The sequence below is a fragment of the Nocardia exalbida NBRC 100660 genome, from assembly GCF_000308575.1.
GTDB lineage: Bacteria > Actinomycetota > Actinomycetes > Mycobacteriales > Mycobacteriaceae > Nocardia > Nocardia exalbida.
On record NZ_BAFZ01000077.1, the window covers coordinates 100,733 to 120,720 of the forward strand.

Genomic DNA, 19,988 nt, shown 5'->3' on the forward strand with positions numbered 1-19,988 from the left:
CCCATCGGGAAGGGCCGCTCGTGTGCGCGATCAGCTCAGGAGTCGCCCATGAGGCGACGCCGGTCGCGTTCCTCCGCGGCCGCGGCGGCGTTGCGGCGCTGCTCCTCGGCGGCCAGGTGCAGCGTGGTGCGGCTCCACACCACGCGGACCCAGTGGAAGGTGAGCACGACGGTCACGATCGCGCCCAGGATCAGCCCGATGCCGGGGCCCGCGCCGATGTAGTTGCCCACGCCGGGGGTCTGGCGGTGCCAGATCGAGAGCACGCCGAACACGCTTGCCACGGCGCTGCCCGCGACGGCGATCCAGGCCAGCACCCAGCGGCGGGTCATCAGCGCCAGCATCGAGAACCCGATGCCGAAGACCACGAGGAACCAGACGAAGACCCGCGAGGGAAGCCCGATGTGCTCGGCCCGCGCGACGTCGGTGTTCAACAGCACGTCGAAGCCGCGCGCGGCGCCCGCGTGCGGCAGGACCAGCGAGGCCAGCAGCAGGAACACCGCACCCGCCACAACCATGGCGCGGATGCCGGGATCGATCTCACCGGCGATCTTGCGCTCGACGGCGTCGAGATCGTCGCGGAACTGTTCGAAATCGCCGGTGCTCTCGACCGAGCTCACTGAGTCCTCGTTTCGTTCGTCTGCGTCGCGGCTGCCGGGCCGGTGCCGCGCCGCGAACGCGTCGTCACCGGGCGGGGGAACCGCCCCGTCGCCATCACGGGTGGCGTCGTCGTCCGGGCCGGTGGTCATGCGCCGCAGCCGGTCGAGCAGCCCGCGGCCGCGGGTTCCGGCGTCGGCGCGCCGATGCGGGGCAGCCCGAGTCCAACGCCGATCGGCGCGGTCTTCGGCGTGACACCGCGTTCGTGCGCGTCACCGGCGCGGGTGCGGCGGTGCGTCTTGATCGCGGCATCGGCGACGAGGTGGTGCGGCGCCGCGGCGGTGATGTCGACCGTGACCAGGTCGCCGGGGCGAATCGGCTCGGCGGTGCCGCCCGGCCGGAAGTGCACCAGCCTGCCGTCGCGGGCGCGGCCGCTCATGCGCGCGGTCGCGGCGTTCTTCTTGCCCGCGCCCTCGGCCACGAGCAACTCCACCTCGGCGCCGATCAGTTCCCGGTTGGCGGCCAAGGAGATCTCCTCCTGCAGCGCGATGAGGCGGTCGTAGCGCTCCTGCACGACGGCCTTGGGCAGCTGGCCGGGCATGTCCGCGGCGGGCGTACCGGGCCGCTTGGAGTACTGGAAGGTGTAGGCGCTGGTGAAACGCGCCTGCCGCACGACATCGAGGGTCTCCTGGAAATCCTCTTCGGTCTCGCCGGGGAAGCCCACGATGATGTCGGTGGTGATCGCGGCGTGCGGCATCGCGGCGCGGACCTTGTCGATGATCCCGAGGTAGCGGGCCTTACGGTAGGAGCGGCGCATCGCCTTGAGCACCCGATCCGAACCGGACTGCAGCGGCATGTGCAGCTGCGGGCAGATGTTCGGGGTCTCGGCCATGGCCTCGATCACGTCGTCGGTGAACTCGGCCGGGTGCGGCGAGGTGAAGCGCACCCGCTCCAGACCGTCGATGTGCCCGCACGCGCGCAGCAGCTTGGCGAACGCGCCGCGGTCGCGCGGCTCGCTCGGGTCGGCGAACGACGCCCCGTAGGAGTTCACGTTCTGGCCGAGCAGCGTCACCTCGAGCACCCCTTGGTCCACCAGCGCCCGCACCTCGGCGAGCACGTCACCGGGGCGGCGGTCGACCTCCTTGCCGCGCAGGGCGGGCACGATGCAGAAGGTGCAGGTGTTGTTGCAGCCGACCGAGATGGAAACCCAGCCCGCGTAGGCGGATTCGCGCTTGGCGGGCAGCGAGGACGGGAACGCCTCCAGCGACTCCAGGATCTCCACCTGGGCTTCCCGGTTGTGCCGGGCCCGCTCCAGCAGCACCGGCAGCGAGCCGATGTTGTGGGTGCCGAAGACCACGTCCACCCACGGCGCCTTGCGCACCACGACGTCGCGATCCTTCTGCGCCAGGCAGCCGCCGACGGCGATCTGCATGCCCGGACGGCTCGCCTTGGTCGGCGCCAGGTGACCGAGCGTGCCGTAGAGCTTGTTGTCGGCGTTCTCGCGCACCGCGCAGGTGTTGAAGACGACGAGGTCGGCCGTCGCGCCGGGCGCGGCCTTCACATATCCCGCGTCCTCCAGCAAACCCGACAAGCGTTCGGAATCGTGCACGTTCATCTGGCAGCCGAAGGTGCGGACCTCGTAACTGCGTGCTGTGCCCTCGGAGGGAGCCGACAGTGCCTGTCCGATCGAATCCACCCATCCAGGGTACGGGGCGGCCTCCGGGGGTTTTCGCGCGCATCGGCGCAGGCTCCGGGGCGTCTACCGCCGACGCCGACGGGACTGTGAGGTTACGCGCACATGTCGAATCGGCGCGGCGAGACGGTGTGTCGCGGAAAGCCGGGCAAATCCCCGATTTTTGCCTAAGGTCATGACCATGACCGACGACGCCGCCGCTCCCGGGACGACCGGGGACGCCTCTGCCGGGGACGTCAGCGCCGCCACCAGCGCGCCGCCGATGATCTCGATGCACAATGTGGACAAGCACTTCGGCGACCTGCACGTACTCAAGGACATCACCCTGGAGGTCCCGAAAGGGCAGGTCGTCATCGTTCTGGGCCCGTCGGGCTCCGGTAAATCGACGCTGTGCCGCACCATCAACCGGCTGGAACCGATCGACTCCGGGGACATCGCCATCGATGGTGTCGCCCTGCCCGCCGAGGGCCGCGCGCTGGCCGCCCTGCGCGCCGACGTAGGCATGGTCTTCCAGTCGTTCAACCTTTTCGCGCACAAGACGATCGTCGAGAACGTCATGCTCGCGCCGGTCAAGGTCCGCAAGGTGAAGAAGGACGACGCCCGCGCCCGCGCGATGCAACTGCTCGACCGGGTCGGCATCGCCGATCAGGCCGACAAGTACCCCGCACAGCTGTCGGGCGGGCAGCAGCAACGCGTCGCCATCGCCCGGGCGCTGGCGATGAACCCGAAGGTGATGCTGTTCGACGAGCCGACCTCCGCGCTGGACCCGGAGATGGTCAACGAAGTGCTCGAGGTGATGGTGTCGCTGGCCAAGGAGGGGATGACGATGCTGGTCGTCACCCACGAGATGGGCTTCGCGCGCCGCGCCGGGAACCGGGTGCTCTTCATGGCCGACGGCCAGGTGGTGGAGGACGCGCCGCCGGAGGCGTTCTTCACCGCCCCGAAATCGGAGCGGGCCAGAGACTTCCTGGGCAAGATTTTGAGCCACTGATCTGCCGGACAGCGGCCAGCACCCACGGATAGGGAGAAGGAACTCGATGAGGATCAATCGCGCTCTGCGCATCGGCGTCGGAGCGATCGCCCTGACACTCGCCGCCGCGACAGCCACCGCATGCGGCGGCGGCGGCGACAAGTCCGCCCTGGACAACGCCAAGGACGGCAAACTCACCATCGGCATCAAGTTCGATCAGCCCGGTCTGGGCCTGCGGAACAAGGACGGGTCCTACAGCGGCTTCGATGTCGAGGTGGCCAAGTACGTCGCAGGGAAACTGGGCGTGCAACCGGACCAGATCACGTTCAAGGAGGCGCCGTCGCCGCAGCGCGAGACGCTGATCGAGAACGGGCAGGTCGACTACATCGTCGCCACCTACTCGATCAACGACAAGCGCAAGGACAAGGTCGACTTCGCCGGTCCGTACTACATCGCCGGGCAATCGCTGCTGGTGCGGGCCGACAACGCCGACATCAACGGCCCGGACAACCTCAAGGGCAAGAAGGTCTGCTCGGTGAAGGGCTCCACGCCGGCCCAGAACATCGAGAAGAACTTCCCCGACACCCAGCTGCAGACCAACGACACCTACTCGCTCTGCCTCGAGGGCCTGCGCGCCGGGTCCTGGGACGCGGTGACCACCGACGACATCATCCTGGCCGGTTACGCCGCGCAGAGCAGCGGCGCGTTCAAGGTGGTCGGCAAGCCGTTCACCACGGAGAACTACGGCATCGGGTTGAAGAAGGGCGACAAGGAACTGCGGGACAAGATCAACGATGCCATCGAGGCGATGATCGCCGACGGTTCCTGGAAGAAGGCCTTCGATTCGACCGTCGGCGCGTCCGGCTACCAGGCCCCGCAGCCGCCGACCGTGAATCGGTACTGACCTCCCCGCATACGGACGGGTGGCCCGGCCCCGGCCCGGCGCGGGCCACCCGCCGCACTTCCCTGACCATCGAGACCTGATCGGAGGGACGCGTCCGCCGTGTTCGACCTGATCTCGAGGTATGACGACCAAATCCTCGAAGCATTCTGGGTGACAATCCAACTGACCGCGCTCTCCGCGGTCGGCGCGCTGATCCTGGGCACTGTCGTCGCGGGCTTGCGCGTGTCTCCCGTGCCCGTCGCCCGCTGGGTCGGCACGGCCTACGTCACCATCTTCCGCAACACCCCGCTCACGCTGATCATCGTGTTCATGTCGCTCGGCCTCTACACGACGATGGGCTGGCGCCTCGCAGGTGAGGGGCCGGACTCTCTGGCGCAGAACAACTTCCGCTTCGCAGTCGTCGGCTTGAGCATCTACACCGCCGCCTTCGTCTGCGAGTCGCTGCGTGCGGGCATCAACACCGTACCGATGGGCCAGTCCGAGGCGGGGCGCTCGCTCGGCCTCGGATTCCTGCAGAACCTGCGGCTGGTCGTGCTGCCGCAGGCATTCCGTTCTGTCATCGCCCCGCTGGGCAGCGTCCTGATCGCGCTGACCAAGAACTCCACCATCGCCTCGGCCATCGGTGTCGCCGAAGCGGCGACGCTGATGGCGGAAATGACCGAGACCGAAGCCGCGGTCCTGGCGATCGGCGCGATCTTCGCGCTCGGCTTCGTGATCCTGACCCTGCCGACCGGCCTGTTCTTCGGCTGGCTGGCCAAGAAGTACGAGGTGGCTCGATGAGCGTCAGCGAGGCGCGGGTATGAGCGCGGGCGCTTCGGTCCTGTTCGACGCGCCGGGCCCGAAGGCGAGACTGCGCAACAATATCTACTCGGTGCTGGTACTGGCCGTGGTGGCCGCGGCAGGCTGGCTGCTCTACCGCGGTTTCGCCGACAAGGGGCAGTTCACCGCGGAGAAGTGGAAGCCGTTCCTGGAAGCCGAGGTCTGGTCGACCTATCTGCTGCCCGGTCTGCGCGGCACGATCGTGGCCGCGCTGCTGTCCATCGTGTGCGCGTTGCTCCTCGGCATGGTATTCGGCGTCCTGCGGCTGTCGGATCATCGCATCGTGCGCTGGGTCGCGGGGGCGATCGTGGAGGTGGCGCGTGCCATCCCGGTGCTGATTCTGATGATCTTCCTGTTCGCCGTGTACTCCGAGTACGACGTGTTCAAGTCCGATGATCTCGCGCTCGCGGCGGTGGTCACCGCCTTGACCATCTACAACGCCTCGGTCATCGCGGAGATCGTGCGAGCGGGCATCCGCTCGCTGCCGAAAGGACAAACCGAGGCGGCGGTCGCGCTCGGCATGCGCAAGAACCAGCTGATGCGATTGATCCTGCTGCCGCAGGCGGTCACGGCGATGCTGCCCGCGCTGATCTCGCAGATGGTGGTCGCGCTGAAGGACTCGGCGCTGGGCTACCAGATCACCTACGTCGAGGTGGTGCGCTCGGGCCAGCAACTCGGCGCGGCCGAACAGAACACGATTCCGGCGCTGATCATCATCGCGATCATCATGATCGCCCTCAACAGCGCGTTGACGCTCGTTGCCACCAGGCTCGAGCGACGGCTGCGGGCGCGCAAACGTGGCAAGGGCGGCGGCGCCGTCGTCGCTGCGGACTCGATCATCACCGACGCCGCACCCGGCTTCGACATCGGCAAGAAGCCCTGAGCCGACCGGCGGAGTCGTTGCCGCGCAAGCGAACTGGTTACTGCGCGGCAATACCGGGCGGCACCGATGGAGGCGCCGGGGTGTTGCGCTCGAGCTGAGCGCAACACTCGTGCACTCGGCGGCGTCCCGCCAATCTCGTAGGCATAAGCCGATCCCCGGTATTCGACCGGTGGGACGGTCATCAGTGCTTCGTACCTGCGGGAGTTGATGATCGATGACCAGCCGTACCTCCGACCTACTGTTCGACGAGTCGTTACCCTTCCCTGGCGAACTGCGCCGCGCTGGCCCCGCGCGGGTCGGTGTCTTCATCCGGCACACGGCCGGTGGGATCCGCGGCGTGGTCGGAGTGACCGGCACCGCCACATCCTCGGAGGACGAACGCGCCGCCGGAGCGGGTATCGAGGCCGCCGGTCTATCCGCCGACACCGGAGAGGGGTAGACCGGCGATGCCGCAGCCGAAACCCACGCAGCGGTGCACCTCCGCGGCGGCGGTACGAAGGGTGCTGACCTCGACCGCCGCGGGCCGCGCCCCGATCGGCTGTCCGAGCAGCGACAATCAGCGAAGTGATCGAAAACGCCGCAGCCGCCCCAGATTCCGCTAGCCGCAGGCACCGAGCCGGTAGCCGCACCTACCATCGGTATCCCGCGTATCCGACCGGCGTGGAACGCAGTTATGAGCGGGATACGGCTTCGCGCGATCGGGGCCGAGCCGCTGTCTTATCGAGCGGTGAAGCGTGGCGCGCCATCACCGCCAGCGGCCAAGGCCGGAAGCTCAGTCGACAGGCTCGTCGAGGTCGCCCTCGACCCCTCGATCGATCAATTCGGCTTTGACCACCCGATAGGCCGTGGCCTGGCTGTATCCACGCCGGGCGAGCATGCCGACGAGACGACGAATCATCTTGTCCCGGTCCAGGTCTCGCGGCAAGGAGCGTAATTTGCGGCGGACCAGCTCACCGGCCCGTGCCTCCTCGTCGTCGGTGGTGATGGCGTCGAGGGCGGCGGCGGCATCCGACTGCGCGACGCCCTTGCGCCGGAGTTCCTGAGCGAGCGCCTGCTTGCCTTTACCGGAGAAGGCGTGGCGGGAGTGCACCCATTGCTCGGCGAAAGCGGCATCATCGATGAGGCCCACTTCGGTGAGGCGATCGAGCGCCCGTTCGCTCACCTCGGGCGAATACCCCTTGGCGGCGAGACGCTGGGCCAGTTCGGCACGACTGCGGGCGCGGACGGCGAGCAAGCGGAGACACGCCTCCTTCGCCTGCTCGACCGTCCCGCCCTCGGATCCGGCCGCCACCGGATCGGCCGATCGGCCCTCGGGCCGGTCGGAGTCGGTCGAGGACGAGTCGGCACGCCCCCGCATGCCGCGGTGACCGCGACGGGACCCAGCCGGACGCGCCCGCTGCGGATCGGACGCGTCCGGCCGAGTTCCCATGGTGTCCGGCGCAACCGAACCACCTTCGGTACTCCGGACGAGCTCGGAATCCTGTCCGCGCGGCCGGCCACCGTTCGGCGAGCCGGAGGCGGACAGGAGTTCTTCCAACCGGCGCCGCATGTCCTGCACGACGTCGGCCCCGGGGTCGGCCGAAGACGCCCCGGGTGAGCGGCGGCGGTTCGTCGGCTCAGAAATCGGCGGGCACCTCCGCGGCCGCGTCGGCCGTCACGTCGGCGCCGATGCCGAGCTTCTCCTTGATCTTCTTCTCGATCTCGTCGCGGACGTCGATGTTCTCCAGCAGGAACTTGCGGGCGTTCTCCTTGCCCTGACCGAGCTGATCGCCCTCGTAGGTGTACCAGGAGCCGGACTTGCGGATGAAGCCCTGCTCGACGCCCATGTCGATGAGCGAGCCCTCCTTGGAGATGCCGTGCCCGTAGAGGATGTCGAACTCGGCCTGCTTGAACGGCGGGGAGACCTTGTTCTTCACGACCTTCACGCGGGTGCGGTTGCCCACCGCGTCGCTGCCGTCCTTGAGCGTCTCGATGCGGCGCACATCCAGGCGCACCGACGCGTAGAACTTCAGCGCCTTACCGCCGGTGGTGGTCTCCGGCGAACCGAACATCACGCCGATCTTCTCGCGCAGCTGGTTGATGAAGATCGCGGTGGTGCCGGAATTGTTCAGCGCGCTGGTCATCTTGCGCAGCGCCTGGCTCATCAGACGGGCCTGCAGACCGACGTGGCTGTCGCCCATCTCGCCCTCGATCTCGGCGCGCGGCACCAACGCGGCCACCGAGTCGATGACGATGATGTCGATGGCGCCGGAGCGCACCAGCATGTCGGCGATCTCCAGCGCCTGCTCACCGGTGTCGGGCTGGGAGACCAGCAGCGCGTCGGTGTCGACGCCCAGCTTGCGGGCGTAGTCCGGATCGAGCGCGTGCTCGGCGTCGATGAACGCCGCCACCCCGCCCGCCGCCTGCGCGTTGGCCACCGCGTGCAGCGCCACGGTGGTCTTACCCGAGGATTCCGGACCGTAGATCTCGACGACGCGGCCGCGCGGCAGGCCGCCGATGCCCAGCGCCACGTCGAGCGCGATGGAGCCGGTGGGGATCACCGAGATGGGCTGGCGCGCCTCCTCGCCCAGGCGCATGACGGCGCCCTTGCCGAAGCTCTTCTCCACCTGGGCCAGCGCGAGTTCGAGCGCTTTGTCCCGGTCGTACGCCTGTGGTGCCATGTCCTGATCCCCTTTTCGACGGGTGAGTCTCGTTCTGTGGTTGGCGCCTACAGTAGAGCCCGGCACCGACAAGTTCTGGCGACCAGACTAGACGAACAGGTGTTCGAGTCAAGTGACGCGCCCGGCGCCCTCCGCACCGCCGGCGCCGTCCTCGGCAAACGCCGTGCGATCAGGGCATCAGCGCGATCCGGTCGGTGTCCAGCAGCGTCTGCGCCTGTTTGAGTACGCGTAGCGACGGCGTCACCTCGAGGCCGGTGATCCCGTCCAGCGCGCCGAGCCGCCCGGTCACGTACCGGTAGAGGTCCGCGGTGTCGCGGCAGATGATCGAGGCGAACATATTGGACGGTCCGGTGGTGGCGGCGACGAAGACGATCTCCGGATGCGTCGCCATCGCGTGCCCCACCGCGTCCAGATCGGCGGGACGCACGCGCAGCCACAGCGCGCCGCGCACCCCGTAGCCCATCCGCTCGATCGCGAAATCGACGTCGAAGTACAGCACGCCCGCCGCCGTCAGCTCGGCCATCCGCCGCGCGACCCGCGGCGCGGTCCACCCGGTTTCGGCGGCGAGTTGAGCGTACGGAGCGCGCCCGTCCCGGCCGAGCAGCGCGAGCATCGCCTCGTCGGCCGCGGACAAATCGACCGGCGTCTCCGGCCCCGCGTCCGCGGGCCTAGACCGGGCGGCGCCGAGCTCGTCGAGCTGGGCGGCGGTCAGCAGGTGCCGATGGCGCGGCCACTCCTCGTCGAGCGGAAAACGGTGGATGACCTCGTGCGCGGTCAGTTCCAGCACTTGCGGTGCGCGCGGCAGGATGTGCAGCAGCAGCGCGTCGCGCCGCTGGATCGAACGCGGCCTGCCCACACAGGTCACCTCGGAACCGGTGGACAGCAGTGTCACCCAGCTCAGGTCCGGGAACCGCGCCAGCGCTTCGGCCAGCCGCAGCGCTTTGTCCGGCGTCGATCTCAGGCGCAGCACCCAGCGCGCTTGTCCGAGCGGTACCGCGTTCACCTGCCCGGACACGTGCAGGATGCCGCGCTGACGCAGCGCGCGGTAGCGCCGCGCCACCGTCTGCTCGGAGACCCCGAGGATGCCGCCGAGCCGGGCGAACGGGATCCGGGCATCATGCACCAGCGCCTGCATGATCTGTTTGTCCAGGACATCCAATTCGGAGGATTCCATTGATGTTTCGCCGAGCACTGGAAGAATCTAACGCCTGGAGCCGGATGGCTAGGGGGATCTCTCTGAATACCGCACGCTTGGCGTCGAAAATCATTCGAATCCGCCGTGGAGGCTCCCGTGAGGAAATGGCTCCCCTTGTTCGCCGCGTGCCTCGGCACGCTGATGCTGCTGATCGACGTCACCATCGTGAACGTCGCCCTGCCCGACATCGCCGCCGATCTGGACACCGGATTGTCCGGCTTGCAGTGGGTGGTGGACGGCTATGCCTTGGCATTGGCGGCATTGCTGCTGGTGCTGGGCTCGCTCGCCGACCGGGCAGGTGCGAAGCGCGCGTACCTGGCCGGACTGGTCGTCTTCGCGGTCGCGTCGCTCGGCTGCGGCGTCGCCGGGTCCGCGGCGGTCCTCGTCGCGGCGCGGGCACTGCAAGGCGTCGGCGGCGCGGCCATGTTCGCCACCACGCTGTCCCTGCTGCACGCCACCTACACCGGCCGCGACCGGGGCGTCGCCTTCGGCGTCTGGGGCGCGGTGTCCGGAGCGGCGGCGGGAATCGGCGTGGTGCTCGGCGGGGTCCTCACCGAGGCGCTGTCGTGGCGTTGGATCTTCTTCGTCAACCTGCCCATCGCCGTGCTGGCGATCGGCCTGACCGCCACGGTGTTCCCACCCTCCCCGCGGCGGATCGACCGCGTGGTGGATGTGCGGGGCATGCTGTCGTTCGCGACCGCCGCGACGGCGGTCACCTACGGCGTCATCCGCGGTGGCGAGCACGGCTGGACCGACACGGCCGCGGTGATCGCGTTCGCCGTAGGCGCCGCGGCGGCACTGGTCTTCGGTTTCGTCGAGGCGCGCGGTGCCGCCCCGATGTTCCCCTTGGCGCTGCTGCGCAACCGCGACTTCGCCGCGACCCTGTTCGGCGCGTCCGGACAGACGTTCGCCGCGTTCGCGAGCAGTCCCCTGATCTCGCTGTGGCTGCAGCAGCAACTGCACATGTCACCACTGCACGCGGGCCTGGCGATGCTTCCGATGGCCGCCACCGCGTTCGTGGTGGCGGGCGCGTTCGGGCGGCTGCTGCACGATGTCGCACCGAAGTGGACCATCGGAGCGGGGCTGGTGGTGGTCGGCCTGGGCGCCTGGCTGCTCATGCTCGTCGGCCCCGAGTCCTCCTGGCTCGCATTGATCCCCGGATTCGTGGTGATCGGCCTCGGGATCGGCGTCAACGCGCCCGCGCTGGTGTCGGTCGGCATGGCGGCCGTCGCCCCGGAGCAGGCCGGCACGGCCGCGGGGGCGGTGAACACCGCGCGGCAACTGGGTTTGGCCCTCGGCGTCGCGGTGCTCGGCACGGTGTTCCGCGGTGTGGCGACCGGCGAGCAGCCGATGACGTTGTCGCACTTCGTCGCCGGGCTCGACGCGGCGTTCGGCGTCGCGGCCGCGGTGGGCGTCGGATTCGGGCTGGTCGCCTTCGCCCTGTTCCACCGGCAGCGCGCGAACGCCGAGCCATCCGAAGCCCAGCGGCAGGCCGTCGCCGCCTGACCACATTCCGAGACGACGAGACGGCGGCGTCGCGTAGGCGCCGCCGTCTCCTGTGCCCGCGTGGTCCGGAGGACTTCCTCAGTGCTGGGGCAGCACCGTCTCGTCACCCGGATCGCGCGGCCCGAAGATGCGCCGCTCGGATTCCTCGATGCGGACGTCGTTGATGCTGGCCTCCCGCCGCGACATCAGCCCGTCCGGCGCGAACTCCCACTGCTCGTTGCCGTAGCTGCGGAACCACCGGCCGGACTCGTCGTGCCATTCGTACTGGAAGCGCACCGCGATTCGGTTGCCTTCGAAGGCCCACAGATCCTTGCGCAGCGCGTAACCGTTCTCGATGGACCACTTCCTGGTGAGGAACTCGACGATGGCGGCGCGGCCGGTGAAGAATTCCGCACGATTGCGCCACACCGAGTCCTCGGTGTAAGCGGCGGCGACCCGCTCCGGATCGCGGGTGTTCCAGGCGTTCTCGGCGGCCCGCACTTTGGCGTTCGCTGATTCCGCGTCGAACGGCGGCAGGGGAGGTCGCATGGGACGGCTCCTTTCTCGTGAGGTTCAGGGGTTGACGGGCGACAGCTCGGCAGGCCCCCACCGCAGCGCTCCCCCGGGCCGCTCGAGTACCTCCTCGACGGTGAAGTCGAGGGAGCATTGTGCGCCTGCCGCGAAAGTCTCGGGAGCCCAGATCAACTCGGCGGTGCCGGTGACTTGCAATGTGGCGCCCGTGGACCAATCGGGGATCAGGATCCCGCACCGGGGGTTGACCTCGATGTTGCCGAGCGTCATGAACATCGAATTGCCCCGGTAATCCGGCCAGCGCAGCCGCGTGGGCGAAAACACTTGGAGGAAGCCTGGATTCCCGCCACGATGCGAGGCGTCGGCGTTGCCGTCGGCGTCCGCGGTCGCGACGAAGAAGGTGTCGGCCGCCGCTACCGCGGCCCGCTGGTCGGCATCGAGTTCGATACTGTGACGCACCACCGGCGCCTCGGCAGCGGGCGTATAGCTCTCGACCTCGCGCCGGGAGATGTACTTGGGACAGTTCGCGTACACCTGGTCGGTGACGATGCGCAGGCCCGCGCCCTCCGGCGTCGATCTGCCGTTGACTCGCATCCGCCTGCGCCGCTGCGGTTGCAGGGCGATCATGCCGACGCCGCAGCGATGGGTCAGCGCTTCGTGCAACGGATCGGTGGCCGCGGGCCGGACGCCGACCGCTATCGTCCGGTCGTCCACCGCCCGGACGAAACCCGGCTGCCCGACCAGCTCGCTCGCCCACAGCCTGCCCGCCGTGTCGGCGGCGGCGAGCACGACCATCCGCTGTTCGGCCAGGAACCCCGCGGCGACCGCGGGGATATCGGGACGGATCATGCGGCCGACCCGTTCGGCGATGTCCCCCTGGCCCATCCGGCGCTGGACGGCGACCTCTCCGCGATGAAACGGCTCAGGCACGATGTTCCCTTCGCTACGCGTACGAACCGGATCAGAAGAAGCCGCAGGTCGGGGCGGCGCCGCTGGGTGCGGGCGCGGATTCCGCGCCGCTGGGCGCGTAGACCTCCAGGCGAATGCCGTCGGGATCGGTGAAGAAGATCCCGCCCGAGGCGACGCCCTCGCCGTGCGCCACCACCCCGTCGTGCGCGAAGGCCACCGACAGCTCACGCAGCACCCGCTCCACCGCGCGTACCTGGTCGATGGTGTCGACCTGGAAGGAAAGGTGGTGCAGGCCGGGCGTTTCGGTGGAGAAGGCGCCATCGCTCTGTTCCCACAGCGTGACGACCAGCTTGCCGTCCGCACCGAGGAAGGCCCAGCGGCGCTGGTCGTCGGCGCTGGCGGCGAGCTGCTCGAAGCCGAGGGCCCGGCGATAGAAGTCCACCGAACGATCCAGATCGGAGACGTTCAGGCCGATGTGCCCGGTGGCGAGCTGAGGTGCGGCGACCGCGGTCATAAGTTCCTCCTCGGAATGATTAACCGTTCAATACTGTTTTGATAGTTAGAACATACTGTCCGACACTGCGTGCGTCAACCATCGAAGATGGTTTGATCAGTTAGACAGGAGGTGGCCGCCCTGGACTTCGACGCGCACTCGATACCCTCGGGCATGCCCGATCCACGCCCCCACCTCGGTGAACCGCTGGCGCTCGATCTGCTGAACACGAGATGGATCGAGCACGGACCACAGGACCTGCTCACCGAGGTCGCCGGCCTACGCACCTGGCTGGCGACCGCCGGCCTCACCGATCGCGCGACCGCCGACGAGGCCACCTTGCACGCCGTACTGGCCGCGCGCACAGCCATCTACGACGTGGTGGTGCACGCCTCCCCCGCCGGGCTCAACGACGTGCTGGCACACGGCCGCATCCGCCGCGCACTCACCGAGACCGGACCCGCCGACCTGGCGGACGTGCCGGGACAAGCCTGGCTGCCCGCCTGGCTGGCCGCCGACAACCTGCTGGAACTGTTGCGCGCCGCGCCCGATCGGATCCGTCAGTGCGCGCACCCGGAGTGTGTGTTGTTCTTCTACGACACGTCGAAGAACGGAACCCGCCGCTGGCACTCCATGGCCACCTGCGGCAACCGCACCAAAGCGGCCCGCCACTACGCGCGCAAAGGGTGAAGGTCAGAACAATTCGTCGAGCAGCCGGTAGTACTCCAAGCGGCTCTCGTCCGGCTCGTCCAGCCCATAGGCCGCGAGGAAGGCCGTGACTTCCGCGTCGCCGAAGTCCGCGCGCAGATCGCGGACGGCGAGTGCCAGATCGCGGTAGCGGTCGGCCACGCCGAGTGCGCCCACGTCGAGCAGGATCTCGTTCTCCAGCACGTTCGGCGGGGTGAAATCACCGTGCGCCACCACCAGGTCCTCCCCCGTCGGCCGCCGCCGGAGCAGCCGGGTGAGCACGTCCGCCGGGGTGGTTCCGCGGTTGTCTTCGTCGAACTCCTCCGCGTCCACGAGCCCTTCGACGACGTTGCGGCGCGCCTGTGCCAGAACGACGTCGAGGCGGCCGTCGAACGGGCACTCGGTGACCGGAATACTGTGCAGCCGCCGCAGTAGCCCGCCCAGCACGGCGCCGATCGACGCCGCGTGCGCGCTGCCGGAGTTCGCTCGCGCCGCCAAGCTGGGCGCGCCCGCGTCCGTGAGCACCAGGACGTCGTCTTCGAACGCCGCGACCTCCGGTACAACGATCCCGTGCTCGCGCAACCAGGTGAGCCGCTCGTACTCGGCGACCGCCTTCGGTCCGCGTTTGAGCCAGTAGGCGCCGTCGACCGACACCACCCCACCGCTGAGGCCCTCGTGTTCGTCCGACCAGCTCGACGCCTCGCCGAACAGCGCCGCGACGGTAGGCGGCAACGGGATCGGCAGCTCGCCCAGCGTGTCCAGCGCGGCGCGGGTGGCTTCGATCTCCTCGGGATCGCCTTCGGCGACGCGCAGCCGCATCGCCTCGGTCAGCAGCGCGCGCGCCTCGGTCAGGTGATTGCGCTCGGCGAGCGCCTTGCCCAGGTGCTGCACGGCGAAGGAGAGCACTTCCGGAGCGGCCGCTCGCGCGTGCGCCACGGCGCGGCGGTACAACGTCTCGGCGGTGCCGACCTCGCCGCGGTAGCGGTAGACGTCACCCAGGTTGATCCAGACACTGATCCTGCGCCGCTCGGTGTCCACCAGTTCCAGCGCGCGATCGAGGTGGTCGAGCGCCTCGTCGTAGCGGCCGAGCAACATCAGCTCGATGCCGGTCTGCCGGTAGCCGGCGAAGTCGCCGGGGCGGGCCTGCGCCACCCGGGCGGCCAGGCGCTGCGGGTCGTGCGGGATCATCCGCTGCCGCTCGTCGAACCGGTACAGCGGCTCGTCCCGCTCCACCTGCCCCGGGGCGCTCACCAGCGCGCCCTGGGCACGTCGAATTCGGCGCACAGGGCGCGCCACACGTCGCGGGGATCGATCCCGGCCTCGATGGCGTCGGCGCCGGTGCGCCCGCCCAGCTTGGGGATCACATGGTCGGTCAGCAGGGCGTCGCCCCGGGCCACACCGAACTCGGTGTGCAACAGTTCCTGGAACTCGGTCAACCGCACCGTCCCGAACTTACTCCCATTCCGCGCGCCGCCAGGTCAGTGGCACACCCGGCACCCGACTCGATCAGTAGTGCACGGCGTGGCGGACCTGGTGGCACAGGCCGACAGGATCCGGGAACTCGGTCGTGGCCGCGGCGCGCCCGGCCGCCGCGGTGTAGCGGGGGTCGGCGAGGATCTCTTGGACCGCGGCGCGGACGCCATCGGACGACAGCGGTCGGACGACGATCGAACTGCCTTGCCGCGCAGCACGATTGGCCAGCTCCCACTGGTCGCCGCCGCCGGGAACGGTGACGATCGGGACGCCCGCGGACAGCGTCTTGGCGAGCAGGCCGTGTCCGCCGCCGCCCACGACGACGGACGCGTGGGTCAGCAGTTCGTCTTGCCGCCCCAGCCCCGCCGAGGCCCACGGCGGCAGGTCGGCGGGCGGCGCGTCCAGCATCGAAATCGCCACGCGGACACCGGTTCCGTCCAGAGCCTCGAGCACGGTCTCCGCCATGCCCGCCACGCCCGTGTGCGCGGTCGATGGGGCGACCATGACCAGCGGTCCGTCACCGGGCGGAAGGTCCAGAACCGCGTCGGTCGGCTCCCACAGCAGCGGGCCGATCACGTGGGTGGATTCCGGCCAGTCGGGGCGCGGTACCTCGAGTGCGGGCAGGGTGGCGATCAGGCGAGCGGCGGGACCGGGGTCGACGGCCGGTAGACCGACGCTCTCGCGGGCCCGCTCGCGCTGGCGGCGCCCGTTCCGGAGGGCCCGCGCGGTCATGCCACGCAGTACACCGTCGCGCATCCGCCCGCGCAGACCCGTGCCGGGGGCGAGCCCGCTTCCGATGGGCGGCAACCCCTTCGACGGCAGATACAGCGGGTGCGGGGACAGTTCCACCCACGGGACGCCGAGCCGCTCCGCGGCCATCCCGCCGCCCGCGGTCAGCACGTCGGAGACCACCAGTTCGGGCAGCATGGCGCTCAGCTCGGGCAGGATCTCGGTGGAGATGTGCGCGGCCCGCTCGTGGATGCGCTGTCCCGCGTCGGCGTCGTCGTCCACCGGCCGCGGCGCCAGGCCTTTGAGTCTGCGCACGCCGATGCCCGCGGCGAGGGCGGCGTCGAACCAGCGCGGACCGGTGAACAAGACAGGCTCGTCACCGGCCGCCAAGAACCGCAGGCACAACGCGATAGCGGGAAACGCGTGACCGGGATCGGGCCCTGCGACAACGGCTACTCGCATCCGCCTAGCCTGCCACACCCACGTGCGAGCCGATCACACCCGCGTCGCGGCGGCGCGGACCCGAAGGCGCCGCCGCCTCTCCCGCTACAGCTTGCTCACCGTCGAGTTGTCCGAGCCCGACACCGCCTTGTACAGCAGGTACAGCCCGAACACGACGGCGCTGATCACCAAGATGGGGAACAGGCCCTTGATCAGCGCGCCGATGACCGCCAGCGCGATCCAGACGACCGCGACGATACCGATGATCTTCCACAACATTTCGATGCCTTTCGAAGTCCGTTTACGCTTCGAGCATGGCATCCGAATGAGCGTGAATCACCAGGTGAGACGGGATATGGGGGTGGAAATCAGGGTTCCCCCGGACCCTGGTCGCTCGCCTGCGGTGCGCCGATCGGGGTTTTCTCCCGACATGTCACGTAGACGAACGAAGCCGGACCCGGCCACGCCATCGGCGCGACCGGGTCCCACCCGCCCGATCAGCCCCGTCGGCGCTCGGCGTCCGGGAGGTCTCCGGTCAGGGGGTCGTCGTGCGCCATGCCGTCCCGCTCCCGCATTCCGAGATCTGCCGTGTCGACGGCGTAGGAGTCGATCATCGGCTCGCGTCCCACGCGCGCCCGTTCGCCCGCGGGCGGCATCCGCAGCGTCTCCTCCTCGCTTCCCGGGTAGGTCCGCGTCCGGGCCGGGGCGGCGTCTCCCGGTTGTCCGGCGCGCTCCTCCGGCGGGCGAGTCATCTCGGGGCGGGCTCGCTGCGGCTGCGGCACCGGCTGCCTGCCGTAGACGTCCCAGGCGGCCTGCTCCGGGTCGATCTGGTAGTGATCGAACAGTTCCTGCTCGGCCTGCGGGCTGATCTGCCCGTTGTGGTCGAGCTGGGGCGAGGCCTTCACCGCGTCCTTGCCGACCCGCACCTGCAACGTGGCCGACTCGGGGCGGTGCTCGGCCCCGGCCAGCGGGACAAGGGCGTCGGCACTGAACAGGCCGGTGGACACCGCGATCCAGGTGGGTGATCCGGAATTGTTGTCGACGTAGACCCGCTTGACCTTGCCGATCTTCTCGCCTTCGAGACCGTACACCGAGCTTCCGATGAGCGTTTCCAGCATTTCAGTCATGGGTTCCTCCGCAGTTCGTCCGTGCGACGGGCAGCCCGACAGAACGCGGCCGACCACCGCACGTGCTGAGAAAAGGGTTCAATCGCTTATGGGTCGATCGGTGACGTCGGGGCCTGCGACGCGCTGCGCTCTGCGCGACAGCCGCACCGGGTCCTCGGCGGTCTCACACGACAGATACCGGCTGACATCCAGCCGCTGCGTGTCCTGGTCGAGCAGCGATCGACGGTAGGAAACATCAAGCATGACGTGCTCCTGCCCAGTAGTGCATGTTCCCGGCCCCAGACGAAGCCGGAAGAGATCAGCTACAGGGTGGCAACTACCCCCGAGTGCCACGATCAAACAGGACAAGCCGCAATCTGCCGCCTCGACGCGACCCACGCGGCGATATAGCAATCAAACAGCTATCTAGACGATCACCGCAGCCCGCGCCGCGCGGCATCGGAAGCGCCCTTGAGCAGCATCAGCGCCGAGGGCCCGCTGGTGAACCGGAAGTCCTTGCCGCGGTGGTCCACCTCGCCGTCGGTGGCCAAGGAGACCGGCTGCTCGGCCACCCGCACGTCCACGCGGGAGACCCGGCGGTGCCGGTAGGTGGGCGAATACGCCAGCGTGCCGGTGAACGTCGCCAAGACCAGCCGCAGCCGCGAGAAGGGGACGTCGGCGCGCAGGTAGCGGACGTCGAGGGTGCCGCCGTGCAGCTCTGGGCGCGACATCGGGATCTGGTCGGCGGGGTGGTAGGTGCCGTTGCCGACGAACAGCATCCACAGCGCGGCGCGGGCGCCGTCGATGGTGACGTGCAGCGGCTGGGCCCGGAACAGCACGCGCACCATGGCCATTCCCGCGGCGGGCCATTTACCGATCCGGCGCTCCCAGCGCTCGCGGACGCGCACGAAGTCGGGATAACCGCCGAGACTGGCGGTGTTGACGAAGACGCGCCGCTCGGCGTCGTCGAAGCACACCTCGGCCACGTCGACGCGGACCGCTTCGCCCGTTTCCAGCCCGGCGATGGTCACCTCGGCGTCCTCCACGCCGGCATCCCTGGCGAAGTGGTTGAGCGTGCCGCCCGCGAAGACCGCCAGCGGCATCCGGTGGCGCACCGCGTACTCCGCGACCGCGGACACCGTCCCGTCTCCGCCCACGACGCCGAGCGCGACGATGTCGTCGCGCCGCAGCAGTTCACCGGCCCGCGCCTCGACATCCTCGTCGCCGCCGAGTTCGAGCACCTCGGCGGCGGGCAGCCGGTCACGCAGGGCGGCGAGCGCGTCGTCGCCACCGCCCGATCCCGCGTGCGGATTGCCGATCAGCAGCAGCCCCGCGCCGCCCGGCAGCGGATCCACGTGCTCGACCGGTCCCAGGGTGGCGGGCCCGTCGTCGCGCACCGCCCACCACCGCCGGGTGGCCAGCGCGACCGCACCGCCGAACAGTGCCCCCGCGACCACGTCGGACGGCCAGTGCACGCCGATGTGCACGCGCGAATAGCCGACCGCGGCGGCGACCGGGGCCACCGCGGCGGCCGCCACGGGAGATTCCAGCGCCAAGCCCGTCGCGAAGGCGGCCGCGGAAGCCGAATGCCCGGACGGGAACGACGACGAGACCGGCGGTGCGACCAGCCTGCGCACGAACGGGACGGACTCGTCGGGCGGACGGCGGCGCGGAAACAACGGCTTGGCCACGCCGTTGGCCACGCCGCTGGCAATGCTCAGCGCGAGCAGCCCGCGCACCGCGCCGCGCCGGGTCGAGCGATCCCCGGCCACGAACAGGACCGCCCCGAGCGCGATCCACAAGCGATTCTTGTCGGCGGAGGTGCTCAACGCCTTCAGCACCCGGTCCGCCGGGGTCGGCCGCACGCGCGCACTGCGGCCGACCAGCCAGCGATCCAGGCTGCCCGTCAGTCCGACCACCCCACCGTCGCGCCCGCGAGTCGAGAGAAACCGCATCGCTGCAGCCTACCGACCGCGCGGGCGCTGCGTCCGGGCGACCGCTGCGCCCGAGGCCGCGCGCTCAGGTGTTCGCGGACGCTGTCGGCGCTGTCACAAACCGGCTAGTACGCCATTTCAGTGCACGGATGTACTCTGATCTCGAACGCACAGTGGCGTTGCGCGACAACAGGGAAGGGATGATCGAATGACGCAGACACCCCAATCAGCACACAGTCATGCACCGAATCTCAGGTAACGGCCGCGACTCGATGGAAAACACGAACGAGCTGGCGCAGGAACTCGCGGCCGCGGCACGGCGGCACGGTTCGGCGATCGCGGGGATCGTCGGGTCGGCCGCCCGTAAGGCGTCCTGGGAGGTGCTCGATCTCATGGCCGAGAGCCGGGAACTGATGGGCGCTGCGTTTCGCGCCCGGGCCGAGGAACTCCGCCGCCGGGACCGGCAGAACTGAAACGGAACC

At 69.5% G+C, this 19,988-nt stretch carries 23 protein-coding genes; 8 read left to right on the top strand and 15 right to left on the bottom strand.

Annotated elements, in window-relative coordinates; genetic code table 11:
- Window positions 1-35: 35 nt before the first annotated feature.
- Together ON29_RS18735 and miaB are read right to left on the bottom strand one after the other, a co-directional pair.
- Window positions 36-746, bottom strand: a complete 711-nt coding sequence (locus ON29_RS18735) for an Rv2732c family membrane protein (protein WP_245549010.1) — start codon at window positions 744-746, stop codon at window positions 36-38.
- Window positions 743-2,290 (bottom strand): tRNA (N6-isopentenyl adenosine(37)-C2)-methylthiotransferase MiaB, encoded by a 1,548-nt coding sequence (gene miaB, locus ON29_RS18740; RefSeq protein ID WP_217999213.1) that lies wholly within the window; start codon window positions 2,288-2,290, stop codon window positions 743-745. The genes ON29_RS18735 and miaB overlap by 4 nt, the downstream gene beginning before the upstream one ends.
- A gap of 259 nt (window positions 2,291-2,549) precedes the next feature.
- Between miaB and ON29_RS18745 the strand changes: the two genes are divergently transcribed.
- From ON29_RS18745 to ON29_RS18765, 5 genes are all read left to right on the top strand, one after another.
- Window positions 2,550-3,278, top strand: coding sequence for an amino acid ABC transporter ATP-binding protein (locus ON29_RS18745; protein WP_040868004.1), 729 nt, complete (start codon window positions 2,550-2,552; stop codon window positions 3,276-3,278).
- Window positions 3,279-3,324: 46 nt separating this feature from the next.
- Window positions 3,325-4,161 (top strand): glutamate ABC transporter substrate-binding protein, encoded by an 837-nt coding sequence (locus ON29_RS18750; RefSeq protein WP_040867930.1) that lies wholly within the window; start codon window positions 3,325-3,327, stop codon window positions 4,159-4,161.
- 99 nt (window positions 4,162-4,260) lie between these two features.
- Window positions 4,261-4,941: an amino acid ABC transporter permease gene (locus ON29_RS18755; protein WP_040867931.1), complete on the top strand. Its 681-nt coding sequence runs from the start codon at window positions 4,261-4,263 to the stop codon at window positions 4,939-4,941.
- A gap of 19 nt (window positions 4,942-4,960) precedes the next feature.
- Window positions 4,961-5,863 (top strand): amino acid ABC transporter permease, encoded by a 903-nt coding sequence (locus ON29_RS18760; RefSeq protein ID WP_040867933.1) that lies wholly within the window; start codon window positions 4,961-4,963, stop codon window positions 5,861-5,863.
- 214 nt (window positions 5,864-6,077) lie between these two features.
- On the top strand, window positions 6,078-6,302 hold the full coding sequence (locus tag ON29_RS18765; protein ID WP_040867935.1) for a hypothetical protein: 225 nt from the start codon (window positions 6,078-6,080) through the stop codon (window positions 6,300-6,302).
- 333 nt (window positions 6,303-6,635) lie between these two features.
- Here ON29_RS18765 and recX read toward each other — a convergent pair whose 3' ends face one another.
- From recX to ON29_RS18780, 3 genes are all read right to left on the bottom strand, one after another.
- Entirely contained in the window at window positions 6,636-7,220 is a 585-nt protein-coding gene (recX, locus tag ON29_RS18770) for a recombination regulator RecX (RefSeq protein WP_083863761.1), read from the bottom strand.
- A 259-nt stretch (window positions 7,221-7,479) separates the two neighbouring features.
- Window positions 7,480-8,523 (bottom strand): recombinase RecA, encoded by a 1,044-nt coding sequence (recA, locus tag ON29_RS18775; protein ID WP_040867937.1) that lies wholly within the window; start codon window positions 8,521-8,523, stop codon window positions 7,480-7,482.
- Between the two features lie 169 nt (window positions 8,524-8,692).
- The gene (locus ON29_RS18780; protein WP_040867938.1) at window positions 8,693-9,697 is read right to left on the bottom strand and encodes an Lrp/AsnC family transcriptional regulator; all 1,005 of its coding nucleotides are present in this window, start codon (window positions 9,695-9,697) and stop codon (window positions 8,693-8,695) included.
- Between the two features lie 117 nt (window positions 9,698-9,814).
- On the opposite strand from ON29_RS18780, the gene ON29_RS18785 reads away from it, so the two are divergent.
- Complete coding sequence (locus ON29_RS18785) at window positions 9,815-11,224, top strand: MFS transporter (protein WP_085994909.1); 1,410 nt, start codon at window positions 9,815-9,817, stop codon at window positions 11,222-11,224.
- Window positions 11,225-11,302: 78 nt separating this feature from the next.
- Here the strand turns inward: ON29_RS18785 and ON29_RS18790 are convergent, their stop codons facing one another.
- The 3 genes from ON29_RS18790 to ON29_RS18800 all read right to left on the bottom strand — a co-directional run bounded on the left by ON29_RS18790 (window position 11,303) and on the right by ON29_RS18800 (window position 13,157).
- Window positions 11,303-11,752, bottom strand: coding sequence for a nuclear transport factor 2 family protein (locus ON29_RS18790; RefSeq protein ID WP_040867940.1), 450 nt, complete (start codon window positions 11,750-11,752; stop codon window positions 11,303-11,305).
- Between the two features lie 24 nt (window positions 11,753-11,776).
- Window positions 11,777-12,619 (bottom strand): pyridoxamine 5'-phosphate oxidase family protein, encoded by an 843-nt coding sequence (locus ON29_RS18795; protein ID WP_051175355.1) that lies wholly within the window; start codon window positions 12,617-12,619, stop codon window positions 11,777-11,779.
- A 76-nt stretch (window positions 12,620-12,695) separates the two neighbouring features.
- Entirely contained in the window at window positions 12,696-13,157 is a 462-nt protein-coding gene (locus tag ON29_RS18800) for a VOC family protein (protein WP_040867943.1), read from the bottom strand.
- Window positions 13,158-13,310: 153 nt separating this feature from the next.
- Here ON29_RS18800 and ON29_RS18805 point away from each other — a divergent pair, with 153 nt between their 5' ends.
- Window positions 13,311-13,826, top strand: coding sequence for a CGNR zinc finger domain-containing protein (locus tag ON29_RS18805; protein ID WP_040868008.1), 516 nt, complete (start codon window positions 13,311-13,313; stop codon window positions 13,824-13,826).
- A gap of 3 nt (window positions 13,827-13,829) precedes the next feature.
- Here the strand turns inward: ON29_RS18805 and ON29_RS18810 are convergent, their stop codons facing one another.
- The 7 genes from ON29_RS18810 to ON29_RS18835 form a co-directional block, all read right to left on the bottom strand.
- Window positions 13,830-15,074: an aminoglycoside 3'-phosphotransferase gene (locus tag ON29_RS18810; protein WP_245549011.1), complete on the bottom strand. Its 1,245-nt coding sequence runs from the start codon at window positions 15,072-15,074 to the stop codon at window positions 13,830-13,832.
- Window positions 15,071-15,265: a DUF3046 domain-containing protein gene (locus ON29_RS18815; RefSeq protein ID WP_040867944.1), complete on the bottom strand. Its 195-nt coding sequence runs from the start codon at window positions 15,263-15,265 to the stop codon at window positions 15,071-15,073. Before ON29_RS18815 ends, ON29_RS18810 begins: the two co-directional genes overlap by 4 nt.
- 64 nt (window positions 15,266-15,329) lie before the next feature.
- Window positions 15,330-16,487 (bottom strand): glycosyltransferase, encoded by a 1,158-nt coding sequence (locus ON29_RS18820; RefSeq protein WP_040867946.1) that lies wholly within the window; start codon window positions 16,485-16,487, stop codon window positions 15,330-15,332.
- Window positions 16,488-16,571: 84 nt separating this feature from the next.
- Complete coding sequence (locus ON29_RS36465) at window positions 16,572-16,745, bottom strand: hypothetical protein (protein WP_040867948.1); 174 nt, start codon at window positions 16,743-16,745, stop codon at window positions 16,572-16,574.
- Window positions 16,746-16,963: 218 nt separating this feature from the next.
- Window positions 16,964-17,593: a PRC-barrel domain-containing protein gene (locus ON29_RS18830; protein ID WP_083863743.1), complete on the bottom strand. Its 630-nt coding sequence runs from the start codon at window positions 17,591-17,593 to the stop codon at window positions 16,964-16,966.
- Between the two features lie 78 nt (window positions 17,594-17,671).
- Entirely contained in the window at window positions 17,672-17,836 is a 165-nt protein-coding gene (locus tag ON29_RS35950; RefSeq protein WP_157172825.1) for a hypothetical protein, read from the bottom strand.
- A 170-nt stretch (window positions 17,837-18,006) separates the two neighbouring features.
- The gene (locus tag ON29_RS18835; protein ID WP_051175357.1) at window positions 18,007-19,527 is read right to left on the bottom strand and encodes a bifunctional phosphatase PAP2/diacylglycerol kinase family protein; all 1,521 of its coding nucleotides are present in this window, start codon (window positions 19,525-19,527) and stop codon (window positions 18,007-18,009) included.
- A gap of 251 nt (window positions 19,528-19,778) precedes the next feature.
- Here ON29_RS18835 and ON29_RS18840 point away from each other — a divergent pair, with 251 nt between their 5' ends.
- Window positions 19,779-19,979 carry a hypothetical protein gene (locus ON29_RS18840; protein ID WP_062974059.1) on the top strand — a complete coding sequence of 67 codons (201 nt, stop codon included), beginning with the start codon at window positions 19,779-19,781 and terminating at the stop codon, window positions 19,977-19,979.
- Window positions 19,980-19,988 lie beyond the last annotated feature (9 nt).